Source organism: Georhizobium sp. MAB10 (assembly GCF_045012825.1).
In the GTDB taxonomy this organism is placed as follows: domain Bacteria; phylum Pseudomonadota; class Alphaproteobacteria; order Rhizobiales; family Rhizobiaceae; genus Georhizobium; species Georhizobium profundi.
Window position 1 is genome coordinate 340,555 of sequence record NZ_CP118314.1, and the last position, 16,079, is coordinate 356,633.

The following is a 16,079-nucleotide window of genomic DNA, read 5'->3' on the forward strand; positions in this document are numbered from 1 at the left end:
CGATATCCTCAGTCGTGCAAACTGCGTGGCTTGGCGCGCAGGAAGTTGAAGTCGCAGCCGTCCTCGGCCTGGAGCACTTCGTCGTAGTAGAGCTTCGCGTAGCCTCGTTCGGCCTTTACGTGCGATGGCGGCGACCATTCTGTCTTGCGGCGCTCAAGCTCCTCATCGCTGACGTGCAGCGACAGAAGTCCAGCTTCAACATCGAGTTCGATCTCATCGCCGTCACGCACCAGCGCCAATGGGCCACCCGCTGCAGCTTCCGGGGAAATATGCAGGACGATCGCGCCGAAGGCAGTGCCGCTCATGCGCGCATCTGACAACCGCACCATGTCCTTCACGCCTTGCGCTGCCAGCTTCTTCGGGATCGGGATATAGCCCGCTTCCGGCATCCCGGGCGCGCCCTTCGGGCCGGCATTTTGCAGGACGAGAACATCGTTGGCGGCAACATCGAGATCCGGCGAGTCCAGCCGATCCGCCATGTCGGCAAGAGACTTGAATACAACGGCGCGCCCCTTGTGCTTCAGGAGCGATTTCGTCGCGGCAGCCTGCTTGATGATGGCGCCGTTGGGCGCAAGATTTCCTCTGAGCAAACGGATTCCGCCGCCCTGGTGGATCGGGTCCGAGATCGGACGAACAGCGTCCTGCTTCCAGGTTGGCGGCTGCGCTTCGATGTTGTCGCGAAGCGTGCGTCCGGTAATCGTCATGCAGTCCTGATCGAGCAGATCCTGGATCTCCCGCAAGACGGTGGTCAACCCACCCGCCCGGAAGAGATCCTCCATGTAATGCTGACCGGATGGCTTGAGGTCGACCAGAACGGGCGTCTCGGCACCCAGTTGATCGAGGTCTTCGAGATCGAAATCGAATCCAAGCCGACCGGCGATGGCGGCGAGATGGACGACACCGTTGGTCGAGCCGCCAACCGCCTGAAGCACGCGCATGGCGTTGCGCATCGACGCCTTGTTCATGATCATCGACGGGCGCAGATTTTCCGCTGCGATTTCCACGGCGCGGGCACCTGTCGCTTCCGCATGGCGCATACGATCGGCATGGACTGCCGGGATAGACGCGCCACCGGGGAGCATCATGCCCATGGCTTCTGTGACCAGCGCCATCGTGCTCGCCGTACCCATCACCATGCAGGTGCCGGCGCCTGGCGCCAGCTTGCCGCTGATTTCCTCGATTTCCGCCTCGTCGATCTCGCCCGCGCGGTGCTGGCCCCAAAGACGCCGGCAATCGGTACAGGCACCGAGCCGCTCGCCCTTGTGGCTGCCGGTGATCATCGGACCGGTCACGGTCATGATTGCAGGGACATCCGCACTTGCCGCGCCCATCAGCAGCGCCGGCACTGTCTTGTCGCATCCACCGATCAGCACGACGGCATCCATCGGCTGCGCGCGGATCATCTCCTCGGCATCCATTGCCATGAGATTGCGCACATACATGCTGGTCGGATTGGTGAAGGCCTCATGCATGGAAATCACAGGGAAATCGACCGGCAGTCCACCGGCCAGCATCACGCCGCGTTTGATCGCCTCGATCATGTCGGGCACATTGCGATGGCACGCATTGAAGCCGGAATAGGTATTCGTGATACCGATGATTGGACGATCGAGCGCATCGTCCGAATAGCCCATCGCCTTGATGAAAGCCTTTCGCAGGAACAGGGAAAAGCCCGCATCGCCATACCCGGCCAACCCCTTGCGCATACCTTTGGCTTTGCTCATTTTTTCCAGCTCTCATCCTACTAAGAGATCAGTCGACATCGATAACGTAAGCGCTTACAATTACGTCTGCTATAGGGGATCGAATTCGTCTTGTCCATCGTCAACCGCAAGGAGCCGCCGTGCCGATCACGGGAAATCGCTTGAATGAACAGAGGCCAGACGATGGTCCAGTGGAGCACCTGATCGACCGTGATCGCGCTTCGAGAACCGGCGTCGCGGAAGCCATCTTCGCCTCGGGCAAAAGCGTAGAACAACTGGCAGACATTCTCAGCGAGATCGAAGACCGCCGTGACAGCGCGCTGATCACCCGGCTGGCCCCGGAAAAAGCCGAGGCGCTGTCGAAGCTGGGATTGCGGTTACACTATGATCGCGTGTCCTCGACCGCCCGGATCGGCTCTGGCGGACCCGCGGTCAGCAAGAGTTTGGACGTCGCGGTCGTCGCCGCCGGGACATCGGACATGCCGGTCGCCTGGGAAGCGCTTCGGTCGCTGGAGTTCTTCGGCCATGGGTCCAAGCTTTTCGCCGATGTCGGTGTCGCAGGCCTATGGCGACTTCTCGACAACATCGATGAAATCCGGTCGTATCGACTGATCATCGCAGTTGCCGGAATGGAAGGCGCGTTGTTCAGCGTTCTGGCAGGGCTTGTGCATGCACCGGTGATCGCCGTGCCCACATCCGTCGGCTATGGCGTGTCGGCAGGCGGACATGCCGCATTGACTTCCGCGCTCGCATCTTGTGCGCCAGGCATCGTGACCGTCAATATAGACAACGGCTTCGGTGCTGCAGCTGCGGCGCGCAAAATGCTGTTAATCGGACAACGACAGGCCGACGTGAAGAATGACCGCGACTTGGCGGTGGCACCACAGGCGGAACGAAGAGGATCGAGCGTTTGAGCGATACGGCAGAAGAAGCCAAGCAAGTCCGGAAGACGCGCTCGCGCCGCTCGACGCAAGCCGGCGTCAAGCTCGAGGATGTTGCGCGCCTGGCGAAAGTGTCGACCGCGACAGCCTCTCGCGTCATCAACGCGCCAAGCACCGTGACGGAGAAGACGCGGCGCCGCGTCGAGGCTGCCATCGCCGAACTCGGCTGGATCCCCCATGGCGCGGCGCAGGCGCTCGCCAGCCAGCGGACGCGCACGATCGGCGCCCTCATCCCGACGCTCGGTCACCAGACCATTGCGACGATGCTGGAATCCCTGCAGCAGGCGCTCGGTTCAGGCGGCTACACGCTGCTGCTCGGCCGTCCCGATGCCTCCGAGGCCAGAACGCTCGATCAAGCGGCGAAGATGGTACAGAACGGCGTCGAGTGCCTGGTGATCATGGGCGAAGACCACCCCCAGGAACTGTTCACGATGCTGGAACAGCGCAAGGTGCTGCACGTCATCGTCTACACCACCGGCGCCTTCGGACGCACGAACTGCATCGGCATCGACAATTACGACGAGATGTCGAACATGGTGCGGTACCTGATCGATCTCGGCCATCGCTCGTTCGGCGTGATCGCCGCCAATTACGCCCATAACGACCGCATCCGTCTTCGCATCAACGGCATTCAGGATACGCTGGCCAAGGAAGGCATCGCGGTTCGCCCGCAACATTTCAAGATCGTTCCGCAGTGGACGATCGGCTGCGGTCGCGAAGGCATGCGCGCGATCATCGAAGAGCCGATGCGGCCGACCGCCGTGATCTGCACAAACGACTACCTCGCATCCGGCGCGGTCATCGAGGCGAAGGCGCAGGGTCTTTCGGTACCATCGGATATCTCGATATCCGGTTTCGACGATATCGAACTTGCGCGCCATGTGGATCCGCCGCTCACCACCGTCGACGTTCCCAGCCGTGAGATGGGGCAAGTGATCGCGAACTATGTGATGAACGTGCTGGACGGGGAAGAGATCGCGCTCCCGATCCGCGTCAACGCGCAGTTGGTCATCCGGTCTTCGACCGGGGCTCCCCGCACGACGGACATCTGACGCTTAACGTCAGACGGTCATCGTTCTGATGAGGCCGGAGATGTCGGGTGCCTCAGACAGAGCGTGGACGTGATCGATCACGGATTGCGCCTCATCCGCGGCCAGAACCATTTCCAGCAGCTCGCGCGCCTTCTCGTGCACCTGCTCGACGCTCATCGGATTTTCCTTCCGACCGAGCACGAAGAGGCCCTGGGACGCGGTCAGTGTTTCCGTTGAAACGTCCACTTCCAGACGTGCCTCGAAGCGATCCTGGCCGGGCTCCGCAGGCAGAAAACTGATCCTTTCGCCAAGCGCGCGCACGTTAGGGTCAAGCATCCGCTGTTCGTCATGCGCGGCCGCAAATGTCAAAGCGCCATCCAGGATCGTGACGGCCATGCAATAGCGCAGGTTCAGATCCGGCATGCGGTTCTCGTCACCGATCACCTTATACCAATCGTCGAGATATCGAATCCGGATCGCCTGGATGTCGCCAGGCTTGACCGCATGCTCATCGAGGATGCTCTCGAGCGCCGAGATCGGCGCCGCGATCGGAAAACCGACGCTGTATTTCTTGAAGTCCGTCTCCAGAATACGGCAAGGGCCATCGAGATTTTCGTAGAGTTTCTCGGGCTTCATGGCGTCGGAGAAAGCGTCGAAGAAATTGCGGTTTGCCGGGTTGAGGACATCGCCGCTGCCCGTGAAGCCCGACCGCACGAACGCCGCGGCCTTCACGCCATTGCTGGCCGGCATGCCGGCGAAGACGTAACTCTTCAGCGTGTGCGCTTCATCCAGTCGCCATGTCGTCAGGCCGGATGCTTCCTGGGCAAGATAGTTGAGCAGGATGAGGTATTTCTCCTCATCGAAGCGCATCAGGTACCCAGCAGCAAACCCCGCTCCGAACAGCGGGCCGAATGCGTGGCAGGACAGCGAAGATTTCGCAAAGCTCATGGCCGGCGCCATCGCCTCGCCAAACCGGATGGTCATTTCATAGCCGAGATTGACGGCCTCGATAAATTCCTTGCCCGTCGAACCGACCTCTTCGGCAACGGCGAGCACGGCCGGCAGGACACCGCAGCCGGGATGGGTCTGACTCGTCTCGTGGGAGTCGTCGGACTCGTCCGCGTGGGCAGCCATGCCGTTGGCGAGCGCGGCCTCGATGATGGGTGCCTTGATCGACGTGCCGATCACGGATGCGACCACCTGCCCGCCCAAAGACTCCACATATCGCTGACCTGCCCGGCCAGCTTCCAGCGCAGAGCCGGAGACGATCGCCGCGATCGTGTCGATGATGTGGAGCCTCGTCTTGAGCGCGACCTCTTCGCTCATCGCGCGCGTGCGCCACTGCGTGGCGAATTGGGCAAGCAAGCGGCCGTAGGCGATATCCTCAGCCATTCACCGCTCCTTCAAGACGATGGTCGGTTGGCGCGACTTTCTGAAAGTTGCCTCCGATCGCCAAACTCTCCTGCGCCGCCGCTGCGACCGCCACGAGGTGAAGAGCGAGGCCGAGCTGACTCTGCGCTTGCTCTCTGCCAAGCTTGACCTGCTCGACCAGAACTTCGCTGGCGCGGGTGAAGGTCGCTTTGCGATTATAGGCAAGCTTCGGCAGTGAAACGCTGCGGTCTTTGGCGAACGCGTAGCGCTCGGCGAACTGAACTTCGGTATCGTGCAAATTCAGATCGAGCGTCGAAGTCACCTCGCCGGCGTGCTTGAAGAAAAGCGAGTAGGTGCCATCGCCCGCCCATTCCGCCGACACTTCCGTGATCGGACCCAATGCAGAAACGAGCACCGACATGCCGTGGGGCGCCGCGTCCAGCAACGCACCATGCCGTTCCTGGCGCCAGGACGACGACGCATATGGTCCTTGCAGCAGGGCATTGGAGCGAAAGCTTGCCTCGCCTTTGACGGGCTGCAGTTTGCGGGCCTCAGAGACGAAGTCGACCACTTCGTCGACGAACATGCGTGTCAGAAAACAGACAGCCGATGTGCCGCGACTGCGGATGCCCTCGACGATCGCGTTGGCCTCATCGAGACTGGAGCCAAGCGGCTTTTCGAGAATGACGTGCAGACCTCGCGCAATCGCCTGCGGCGCCAGTTCTGCCTGAGCAGTCGGCGGGACGGCGAAGGACAGCGCATCGACCTCATCGCACAGCGCCCCGAAGCTGGCGAAGGAGCGCAGCCCATGTTTCGACGCAAGATCATCCCGCTTGCCGGCATCGCGACCCCAGACCCCGACCAGTTCCACATCCTCGTTGGCAAGCAAGCCAGGAACATGGACATTGTCGGCCCAGAACGCCGTGCCACACACACCGAATTTCAGCATTTGGATTCCTTCGAGACTTCAATCCGAAACGCGCGCCGCAACAAGCGGCGCGCCATCGCGTATCAGTCGAACGCGAGATTGGGCAGCCAAGTGACCAGCGGCGGAACCAGCATGAACACGAAGGTCGCAATGATCAGGGCGACGACGAAGGGCAGGATCGACTTCGACGCCTCCGCGATACTGATCCTGGCTATCCCCGCACCTATGAAGAGAAGCGTCCCGACGGGCGGCGTGAGGCCGCCGATGAGGCATGCGATCACGAAGACGATGCCGGCGTGGATCGGATCGTAGCCAAGCCCAGCGCTGACCGCCGCCAAAGGTGCGGCGAACATGATGAGAACGGCGGTCGCATCGATGAACAGGCCGAGACCGAGCAGCGCAACGATCACCAGCGCCATCTGCAGTTCCGGAACGACCGTGACGCTTTGCAAGAACTCGATCATCTCGGCCTGAACGCGAGCCCGGGTCATCAGGTTCGCGAAGACCGTCGATGTGGCCAGGATTAGCATCACCATCGCGGTGGTGAAGCCGGCATTCAGCAAAGCCTTGCGCAGTCTCTCCCAGGTAAAGCCGCCATAAACGAACGTACCAAGGATCAGGATCGTGCCGATTGCGATGACACCTGCTTCGGTGGGGGTGAAAAAGCCACCGGTGATGCCCCCGAGAATGATGATCGGAATCAGCATGGCGGGGCCCGAACCGCGCAGCACCTTCAGGAAATTGCCCCAGTCGCGCTTGCGAGCGTCATGGTCGACGCCGATGCCGAGACGGACCGCTTCGAGATGCGCGACGAGCATCAGGGTCAATCCGACGAGGATCCCCGGAATGACGCCGCCGAGAAAGAGCTTGCCGGTCGAGACGCCGGTCAAATAGCCATAGATGATCATCAGCGTGCTGGGCGGGATGATCGACCCCATCACCGATGACGAACTCGTCACCGCGGCCGCATAGCCGGCGGGATAGCCATGGGCCTTCATGCTCGGGATCAGAACGGAACCCTGCGAAGCAGCGTCGGCAACGGCGGATCCGGTGATGCCACCGAACAAAATGGAAGCGATGATATCGCAGTGCGCGAGGCCGGCGCGCATGCGACCGACCATGAACGCGGCAAGATCCATGATCTTGTCGGTCATCTTGCAAGCGTTCGCCAAGGTGCCCGTCAGGATGAAGAACGGGATCGCCATCAGCGGGAAGGAATCGATCCCGCCGAACATCCGGCTGATCACGAGCGACAGCGGCAGATTGCCTTCGAGATAAATGGGAAGCAGCGATGCAAGACCGATGGAAAAAGCGATCGGTACGCCAATCAGAAGCAGAATGAGAAACGAACTGAAAAGAACAGGAATCATGAGACAAGCCTTGGCAAGCAGCAGACGAAACGCTCAGTCCGCCTCGAAGAATTCTCGCGGCTGAGACGTGTACTCGCGCCAGATCAGGCGGAGCGTCTCACCGATCATGATGACTGCGCCGACCGGAATCGCGGCGTAGGCATAGCTCATGGGCATTTGGAGAGAGGCGGACTGCTGGGCGTGGTTCGAGATCGTCAGCGTTCCTCCGAACCAAAGGAGAACGCCTTCGAACAGCAGCATCAAGCCGAGGCAGAAAATCATCAGCCAGTTCTGAGCGCGCCCCGGCAACATGATCACGAAGATATCGACGTTCAGGTGGATCCAGTACCGGATGCCGAGACCTCCGGCTAGGAACACGACCCAGATGCTGATGTAGCGGCTGACTTCTTCAGCCCAATAAATGCCGCCCTGACCCGGAATGAGCCGGATCAACGTCGAGCTCAGCGTCAGGCTCACCATGGCGACAAGGCCGAGAATGATGAGCGTTTCAAGAGTTTTGATATAAGCGCTTGTCATCCCCGACCTCACTCTTCAAATCACTCGGCGCTCGATGCTTCGAGCATCTTCTGGTAGACGGCGTAGACGTCGTCACCCTTGCTCTTCACATACTCGTCCATCGCCGCCAGCACAGGCTCGCGGAACGGTGCGATATCGACTTCGATGATCTCGACGCCGCCGTCGACCATGGCCTGCATGGCAGCTTCGTCGGCCGCCTTGTGAAGTCCGAGTTGGAACTCGCCGGCTTCGGCCGCAGCTTCCTCGATGATCTGGCGGTGCTCGTCGCTGAGACCATCCCACCATGCCTTGTTGGCCACCATCGGCTGCGGATAGAAGTTGTGACGGGTCAGCGTGAGATAGCCGGCGCGTTCGAAGAACTTGCTCGACACGATCGTTTCCGAAGTACCGTCGACAGCGTCGATCACACCCGATTCAAGCGAGGTGTAGACTTCGCCAAGGCTGATGGCCGTGGGCGTCGCACCCCAGGTCTGGGCCAGCGCAACGAAGAGAGGCGTCTGCGGAATGCGCAGCTTCAGCCCGGCCATGTCTTCAAGCGAGCGCACCGGGGTCTTCGAAAGAAGATTGCGTGGGCCCTGGTACATGGTGCCGACGAGATGGAAGCCCTGCGGCTCCATGAAGGCGTTCAGGTCGTCTGAGATCGCATCGAAGACGTTCGCGAGATCTTCGACGTCCGTGTAGGTGTAGAACGCCTCCATCACCTCAAGCTGGGGAACGAAGGAACCGGTGCCCGGCAAACCGCTCAGCACCATCTCGAGACCACCGGCACGCGTCATCTCGGCCATCTCGCGTTCGGAACCGAGTTCTTCCGCGTAGAAGACCTGAACGTCGATGGCGCCATCCGACTTCTCTTCGACGAGGCGCTCAAACTCGGCGCTGCCCTGGGAGATCGTATGGGTCGTCTGGTAGACCGTTCCGACGCGCAATGTCACATCAGCAGCAGCCGCAAGCCCTGCGGACAGCACGAGCGAGATTGCCGTCGTCAATAGAAGCTTCGAATTCACCGTTTACTCCTCCTTTTCAATGCGGCCGGGGATGTCGACAGCGACAGCGCCATCAAATTTGCGGAATACCCGCACAACCCCCAACCATCTCTCCCTGATTACGGCACCTGTGTAATCGCTTACATATTTGCACTGCTTTTCTGGTCCGTCAATTCGTCCGCCGTCAAAAAAGTCGGGATGCATGCGACAGCCTTCGACGCACCGCACCAGAAACCTGCTCTATCAGCAATCGATCGACGATATAGGGACCCCAGAATTCGGCATTCTCCGCCTCGCCGCGCGCACTCTGCTCCCGTTCAGGCCTTTCGGGCAAGGTTTCTTTGCGCATCGTCCGCCCATTGATTAAACCGCTTACATATCTTATTCGGCTTCATAGACATCACCACTCGAGACGGAGCATCCGGATGAGCACGCACCAACATCGCATCGCCAAGATCGACGTCCATTTGGTGTCCTCACCCGTCGCCGCAGGGTTTGCCGATGCCACGCGCACTGTCGAGACGATCGGCTTTACCGTGGTCAGGATCACCACCGATCAAGGGCTTGAGGGCTTCGGCCTCACCTATCACGAGGTCGGCGGCGAAGCGACGCGAAGCCTGATCCTGCACAACATCGCGCCAAGGATTGTCGGCCGGGATCCCCTGGATACGGAAGTGCTGTGGGAGGAGCTGTTTCACTATCTTAGAGGCGTCGGCCGCAAGGGCCTCACCTATTGCGCATTGAGCGCCGTGGACCTTGCGCTGTGGGACCTCAAGGGAAAGATCATCGGCCTGCCGCTCTACCGGCTGCTCGGCGGCGGCAAGACCCGTCTGCCCGTCTATGCCAGTGGCGGTTGGACGTCATACGGCGATGACCAGCTCGTCGACGAAATGGTGGGCATGGTCGGGGAAGGCTACAGTCACATCAAGTTCAAGGTGGGCGTGGACAACGCCCAGAACCTCACCCGCGATCTCGCGCGCGTAAGCAAAGTCCGCGAGGCTGTCGGACCCGATATCCGACTGTTGATCGATGCCAACAATTGCTGGGACGCCGGAACGGCGATCAAGTTTGCCGACCGCGCCAAGGAATTCGATATCTATCTCTTTGAGGAGCCGGTTCTCGCAGACGACATTCCCGGCCTCGCCCGCGTGCGGCGCGGCACCAGCATTCCTCTCGCAACCGGCGAGCACGAATACACGAAATACGGTGCACGCGATCTCATCCTCGGCGAAGCGGCAGACATTATCCAGCTCGACGGCGCCCGCGCTGGCGGCATGACGGAAATGCTCAAGATCGGTGCGCTGACGCAGGCATGGAACCTGAAATTTGCCCCCCACGCGATGGAGCACATGCACATGCACATCGTCAGCGTGATGCCGAACGCGCTTTTCCTGGAACGCCTGCGCATCTTCGAAGATGTTTCGAACAAGATCGTGCGCAACGCGCCGCTGCCGAAGGACGGCTTCATCGAAATCCCCACTGGCCCAGGTCACGGGCTGGAGCTGGACATGGATTTTATTGCGGAGTTCGACGAGACAAAGGTTACTGGGCGCCCTTGAAGGTGATGCGGTTCCGCAACCTGAGGCGAGTTCCCATTTCACATTGTTGCTCGCACAAGCGTGAAGGGAGGCAGTTGCCTTGTTCTAGCATCGCCGATGTGCTTCCGTACACACCTTGAGATGTCATCCATCGGGCAATTGGTGAACTCCTGCCGGAGCTTATCGGGTCTGTCGAAGGGGCAGAGCGTAAAGTCTCCTGACGCTGGCGCGCCTGTGGAGAACGCTTGAGAAGGGTTAATGCGTTTCCAAAGATTCCGCTACAAGTTGGGGAAGTTCGCAGTTGCTCAATCCAGCGGCTAGGACCCTCGCACTCGCGCGGGATGCGCATCTTCGCCAAGCCGATGACGATCTGCAACATCGGACGACGGATATATTGCAGACCGTCGTGGAAATGAGGGAGTGCATCCTCGCCATCCTGTGACGCCCTTGACGTCGGCTATTTTCCGACCTCCGCCAAAGCCGCCTGTCTCCTTTCCACCCCATCTCATTCTTTGGCGTTAATTCGACCAGTCGCACCTGCGAGATGGTTTCTGAAGTCGGATTTGGGGCCGATTCCAGACTGTCCGCTTCTGGGCGACGACGCCCGAATAGCCGCCGTCGCGCGCGAGTAGATCTGGACGACGGCTCGCGATCCGATCTTAGCCATTGGTATCCTCTCGCCGACTGCGGTCGGAAAATGAGTTCCTTATTCGCATCTTGCGAAACATCCGCTTCGGCAAACTCACCGGCTTTCAATTCAACGTGAGATGAGCCGACGGCAGTTTACCCGGTCGCGCGCTCATGTTCCTTCGCACGCTGTACTTGGCGAAGGGAAATCGCGTGTCGACATGGCAGGCCCCACAACGGCTTTCGAGAACCTATCTTGTGACCGGCGCAAGTTCCGGTATCGGGCTTGCGGTCGTGAAGCAGCTTTGCGCGCAGGGCCATCGTGTCATCGGGACAGGCCGGAGATCACGCACGTCCTTGCCGGTCGACTATCCCGACATCGAGTATCACGCGGTTGATCTGACCGAGGCGGCTGCAATCGAGCGCTTCATCGATGATCAGATAGACGGCCTGGATCGGGCAATCCTCTGCGCCGGCGCAGGCTTTTATCGAACCATTGAAGAGGAGCGAGCAAGCGAGGTCGAGCACATCGTTTCAATCAATTTCACCGCCCAGATCCGACTTGCACACGCACTTTACGGAAAGCTCGCTGCGCGCCACGGACGTCTGGGCCTGGTGGGCTCTGTCGCCCATAAAGGGGCGGACGCCATGCCGGTCTATGCGGCGACGAAGGCCGCGCTCGATGGGTTCGGGCGTGCGCTTGCTCTGGAATGGCAAGACCGTGTGGCCGTCCGCGTGTTGCACCCCGGTCCCACGAGGACAGGGATGGCCGAGCGGGCCGGGCGGCCGACAGACTGGCTCACGAAGCTGATGCTGCCGCCACAAACCGTTGCGGACATGGTCGTCGACGGGCTCGAAGCTGACAGGGGCTATCGCCAGACGCTTTCATACGGCCGATATCTGACGCGACTGCCGTTGCGAGCCGTGCGATGACGCGCGTGTTCATCACAGGCGGGGCAAAGGGGTTAGGGCATGCCTGCGTGCGCACCGCACTGAAAAACGGTTGCCACGTGACCGTCCTGGATGCCGACGCAAACGGTTTGGCGCAACTGCCCGCCGGCGTTGAGGCAATCCACGCCGATCTTTCGGACGCAGCCGACCTCAAAACGGCCATCGACCGACTAAGCGCTTCAAAACCCTTCGACATCGTCATCCTGAATGCGGGCATCAATGCGACCGGGGCTTTCGAAACGCTTCCGGTGGAACGGCAGGCAAAGCTCATCGCTGTCAACCTCACCGCACCAATGGTGCTCGCCACGGCGTTGATCCAGGCGAATACGCTCGTACGCAGTGGGAGGCTCGTTTTCGTCGGTTCCCTGTCCCATTTCGTCTCTTATCCGGGTGCCAGCACCTACGCAGGCACCAAGGACGGTCTAACTGTCTTCGCGCGCAGCCTGCGGCGGCCTCTGCGTCGGTCTCTCGGCATCCGCGTTCAGGTGGTCGCACCTGGACCCATGGACACCGATCATGCAACGGAGCACTCCCCGACGCCTGACGATCGCGGAACGAGGATGCCTCCCTCCGTCGTGGCCGACACCATCTGGCGGAACCGATCGGGCTTTCTCATCGTACCGGGAATGGCGGCCAGCGGCGCCTCTATCCTCGGCCGGCTGCTACCGGGCGTGGCCGGCAGGATCATGCGGCGAGTGATCTTCGAAAAACTTCAAGCCCGAACGTCGGCGCCGAGCAACCTGTCTTCGCGGTGAAGGGCTTCCCGTAGCGAACTGTGTCCATAACGATTTTTGACGAAGGAGCTGCCTATGACCTCGATAAAGTTTCCCATGACGCGTCGTGCCTTTGGGCTTGGCGCAGCTGCAACCGCCGGAGCGCTGTTTTCCGGCATCGGTGTGGCGCGTGCGGCCGCGGTGCCATTTGACGAGAGCTGGGAGCATCTGACCTTCCGCCGTCTTGAACCCAACCAGTTCACGTTGGGCGACGGACAGCTGCGCGTCGTCGCCGATGGCAGCTCTTCGATCTTTTACCGTATGTTGGAACATTCTTTTCATGGAGCCCAAAGAGCAAGCTGGACATGGCAGGTCGACAGTTCGGTGCCGCCGTCGGATCTGTCCACGATCGGCACAGACGATCGCAATCTCGGACTGTTCTTCGTGAGTGTCGATGCGGCAGGAGCCGAACGCGTTCGTCCGGGAACCAATATCCGCAGTCTCATGACCAACCGGTCGGCCCGGATCCTCATGTACACGTGGGGCGGAAACACACCCTTGGGAAGCGTGGTGCCGAGCCCACATGCGCCGGAGCGTCTTCGCAATCTCATCACGCGTCCGGCAGGAACAGGCCGTTTTACCGAAACCGTCGACCTTGCCGCAGATTTTCCGAAGGTTTTCGGTCAGCCGCTCGAACGCCTTGTCGCCGTTGCGGTCTCCTCAAACAGCGAGAACACACCGGCGCGCGTCGAGGCGACGGTCTCCGGGTTGACGGTAACGTAGCAACCGTCGGACGGCAGCCGCGATATTTCATCAGAGTGCTACCAACAATAGTCAGCGAGGAAGCGCGACGATGGATCGCCATACGCCGCGCTTCTGCTTTTTATGCAGCCAGTTCAGCCGGGTTCTTCGTCAGCAAGCGAGACAGGTTGAGGAAGCAGACCATCCCCGATGGCAATGGGATGATGCCTTCGGCATAGCTTCCGTCGAATTCGGCGGAGACGACAGGTACCGGTTGAATGTCATCCGGACTGACCGAAAGAATGTCCGACACCCGTTCAACGACAAGTCCGAAAACCTCCCGTGGACTTCTGCAACGACGATGGCACTGCGCTCTGTGGGTTGAGCGGCAGGCATGCCAAGGCGCGCAGCCAGATCGATGATCGGGATGACCGAGCCCCGCAGATTCATGACGCCGAGCACATCGCGCGGCGCGTGAGGAAGAGGTGTGCACGGTGCCCACCCCCTGATCTCCCTGATCGCGAGTGTTTCCACGCAGAACTGTTGGTTACCCAGATAGAACGCGATGATTTCCAAAGATGTGTTGGAGCCGATGAGTGAACCGGACATCAGAACTCCTCCCAGCTCTCATGGGACTGAGCGACCGCAGCGGCGCTGGATCCACCACCGAATGCACTCGCGAGTTTCCGGCCGAGCTTCCGGGCGGGTGAGTCCACAGACTTCGCGCGGTCAGTTGCGACAGCAGGCCCCTTCGTCACCGGCTTGTATTGGCTCTGGTAGCCGTCGACGATCTTGAACTGCGTCATCAACTCATTGAGCGCGACTGCCTCCTGAGCCAGGCTATGGCTGGCGGCGGTCGATTGCTCGACCATAGCCGCGTTTTGCTGTGTGCCCTGGTCGATGCTGTTTACGGCTGTGTTGATTTCCTTCAAGCCGAGTGATTGTTCCCGCGCGCTCTCGGCAATCGCTGAGACATGCGTGTTGATCTCCTGGACCTCCTGCACGATCGTTGACAGTGCCCGTCCGGTTTCGCCGACCAAGGTCACACCCGATTTAACCTGCTGACCAGAAGCGTTGATCAGTACCTTGATCTCGGTTGCCGCACGGGCCGAGCGTTGAGCGAGTTCACGGACCTCCTGAGCCACAACCGCAAAGCCTCGACCGGCGTCGCCAGCTCTTGCAGCTTCGACGCCAGCATTCAGTGCCAGCAGATTGGTCTGGAACGCGATGTCATCAATGAGACCAATGATGTTGGAGATTTCGATCGAGGATTTTTCGATCTCGCTCATCGCGACGATCGCCTTGTTGACGACGTCACCCGACCGCTCAGCTTCGACGCGTGTCTTCGCCACAAGCTGGCTGGCTTCTTCAGCACGCTTTGTGCTGTCCGCAACCGTGGTGGTGATCTCTTCGAGCGCAGCAGCGGTTTCCTCGACCGAAGCTGCCTGCTGTTCCGTGCGGCGAGACAAGTCATCCGCTGCGACCCGGATTTCTTCCGAGCCGGAATGGATCGCGCGGGCATTCTCCGTGACTGACACCATCGCTGCATTGAGCTTGCTGACGGCGTTGTTGAAGTCGGCGCGCAGCTTGTCCATCTCGCCGGCAAAGGGGCGATCCAGCTGATGGCTGAGGTCTCCGTCGGCGAGCTTGCCAAGCCCTTCGGCGAGAGCGTCGACCACTGCCTGGATTTCTGCAGCCTCCTTGGCCTTGAGGCGTTCGCGTTCCAGCCGTTCAGTCTCACTTATGCCTCGGGCTTCGATCGCCTCATCTTCAAGACGAACTTTCTCAATGGCAGCCTGCCGGAAAGCCTCGACAGCATCGGCCATTTTGCCGATCTCGTCGGCACGGCTGAGCCCCGGCACCATTGCTTCACGATCGCCTTCCGCCAGTGACTGCATACGGCCATTCAACGCCGCGATGGGACGCGTGATGCCCAGTGTGGAAACGATCAAGGAAACGATGGACATGACTACCGAAAGCGCGATCAGAATGAGCAACGTTTGCCAGATTCGCTGGTCGCTACCGGTTTTCAGAGACTTGCTCCCGGCCTGAATCTCTCCGACGGTTTCCTCAGTCCATAGACGCAGATCGGTCGTCAGATCATCAATGATCCCATCGGTTTCGATCATCTTCAGACGGGCGGCGCTGCCATCACCGGATGTAGCGAGAGCGATCGCTTCGCCTGTACCGGTCACGACCGAAGACGCACGCTCCCGCAGCGAAGAAAGCTCCGTTGTCTCCTCCGGCATTAGCTCTATGGCTTGCGAAAGCCGTTCCACCATTTGCTTCGCGTTTCCTTGGTAGCTTTCAAGCGCGACTGCATGCGCTGGCGATCCTGGTTCGCTGTCGAGAGCTTGATATGACCGGTATGCAACGGACTGAAGGTGTCGCGTTGCGCGCAGGACCGACGAGGTCGCTTCGATATCTTCTTCGATGAATTCGAGGAAGGTTGCAGTCGAGGTGTCTGCTTCATAAGACACAAGTGCTGCGCCGCCTACTGACGTAACGGCAAGCGCGATTATGAGTGTCAAGATCTTCGCTCGTATCGGAGCGTTGGACAGAAACTTCATTGTAGGTCCCCAAACCTGCAGTGGAGCAGAATCTGCCAAGGCTCATGTTCGATGAGCGATCGCTCAACGCCAGGTGCGGATGACCACAAGTCAGAT

At 60.2% G+C, this 16,079-nt stretch carries 13 protein-coding genes and 1 pseudogene; 6 read left to right on the forward strand and 8 right to left on the reverse strand.

Features of this window, described 5'->3' with window-relative positions; genetic code table 11:
* Positions 1-8 precede the first annotated feature (8 nt).
* Positions 9-1,724 (reverse strand): IlvD/Edd family dehydratase, encoded by a 1,716-nt coding sequence (locus PU133_RS01620; protein WP_404863238.1) that lies wholly within the window; start codon positions 1,722-1,724, stop codon positions 9-11.
* Positions 1,725-1,864: 140 nt separating this feature from the next.
* Here PU133_RS01620 and larB point away from each other — a divergent pair, with 140 nt between their 5' ends.
* Together larB and PU133_RS01630 are read left to right on the forward strand one after the other, a co-directional pair.
* Positions 1,865-2,617, forward strand: a complete 753-nt coding sequence (larB, locus tag PU133_RS01625) for a nickel pincer cofactor biosynthesis protein LarB (protein WP_404863239.1) — start codon at positions 1,865-1,867, stop codon at positions 2,615-2,617.
* On the forward strand, positions 2,614-3,696 hold the full coding sequence (locus PU133_RS01630; protein WP_151984256.1) for a LacI family DNA-binding transcriptional regulator: 1,083 nt from the start codon (positions 2,614-2,616) through the stop codon (positions 3,694-3,696). The genes larB and PU133_RS01630 overlap by 4 nt, the downstream gene beginning before the upstream one ends.
* A gap of 9 nt (positions 3,697-3,705) precedes the next feature.
* Here PU133_RS01630 and PU133_RS01635 read toward each other — a convergent pair whose 3' ends face one another.
* The 5 genes from PU133_RS01635 to PU133_RS01655 all read right to left on the reverse strand — a co-directional run bounded on the left by PU133_RS01635 (position 3,706) and on the right by PU133_RS01655 (position 8,864).
* A complete protein-coding gene (locus PU133_RS01635) occupies positions 3,706-5,067 on the reverse strand; it encodes an MmgE/PrpD family protein (protein ID WP_404863240.1) in 1,362 nt (453 codons plus the stop codon).
* Entirely contained in the window at positions 5,060-5,995 is a 936-nt protein-coding gene (locus PU133_RS01640) for a Gfo/Idh/MocA family protein (protein WP_404863241.1), read from the reverse strand. The genes PU133_RS01635 and PU133_RS01640 overlap by 8 nt, the downstream gene beginning before the upstream one ends.
* A 62-nt stretch (positions 5,996-6,057) precedes the next feature.
* Positions 6,058-7,344, reverse strand: coding sequence for a TRAP transporter large permease (locus tag PU133_RS01645; protein ID WP_151984253.1), 1,287 nt, complete (start codon positions 7,342-7,344; stop codon positions 6,058-6,060).
* 33 nt (positions 7,345-7,377) lie between these two features.
* Positions 7,378-7,860 carry a TRAP transporter small permease gene (locus PU133_RS01650; protein WP_151984252.1) on the reverse strand — a complete coding sequence of 161 codons (483 nt, stop codon included), beginning with the start codon at positions 7,858-7,860 and terminating at the stop codon, positions 7,378-7,380.
* A gap of 20 nt (positions 7,861-7,880) precedes the next feature.
* A complete protein-coding gene (locus PU133_RS01655) occupies positions 7,881-8,864 on the reverse strand; it encodes a TRAP transporter substrate-binding protein (protein WP_404863242.1) in 984 nt (327 codons plus the stop codon).
* Positions 8,865-9,268: 404 nt separating this feature from the next.
* Between PU133_RS01655 and PU133_RS01660 the strand changes: the two genes are divergently transcribed.
* From PU133_RS01660 to PU133_RS01675, 4 genes are all read left to right on the forward strand, one after another.
* Positions 9,269-10,402 (forward strand): mandelate racemase/muconate lactonizing enzyme family protein, encoded by a 1,134-nt coding sequence (locus PU133_RS01660; RefSeq protein WP_404863243.1) that lies wholly within the window; start codon positions 9,269-9,271, stop codon positions 10,400-10,402.
* 819 nt (positions 10,403-11,221) lie between these two features.
* Positions 11,222-11,941 carry an SDR family oxidoreductase gene (locus PU133_RS01665; protein ID WP_164527770.1) on the forward strand — a complete coding sequence of 240 codons (720 nt, stop codon included), beginning with the start codon at positions 11,222-11,224 and terminating at the stop codon, positions 11,939-11,941.
* A complete protein-coding gene (locus PU133_RS01670) occupies positions 11,938-12,714 on the forward strand; it encodes an SDR family oxidoreductase (protein WP_126007715.1) in 777 nt (258 codons plus the stop codon). The genes PU133_RS01665 and PU133_RS01670 overlap by 4 nt, the downstream gene beginning before the upstream one ends.
* A gap of 54 nt (positions 12,715-12,768) precedes the next feature.
* Positions 12,769-13,455, forward strand: a complete 687-nt coding sequence (locus tag PU133_RS01675; RefSeq protein ID WP_126007717.1) for a DUF3047 domain-containing protein — start codon at positions 12,769-12,771, stop codon at positions 13,453-13,455.
* A 100-nt stretch (positions 13,456-13,555) separates the two neighbouring features.
* Here PU133_RS01675 and PU133_RS01680 read toward each other — a convergent pair.
* Both PU133_RS01680 and PU133_RS01685 read right to left on the reverse strand, forming a co-directional pair.
* Positions 13,556-14,022: pseudogene (locus PU133_RS01680) on the reverse strand (chemotaxis protein CheW).
* The gene (locus PU133_RS01685) at positions 14,022-15,983 is read right to left on the reverse strand and encodes a methyl-accepting chemotaxis protein (RefSeq protein WP_404863244.1); all 1,962 of its coding nucleotides are present in this window, start codon (positions 15,981-15,983) and stop codon (positions 14,022-14,024) included. Before PU133_RS01685 ends, PU133_RS01680 begins: the two are co-directional and overlap by 1 nt.
* Positions 15,984-16,079: the final 96 nt, after the last annotated feature.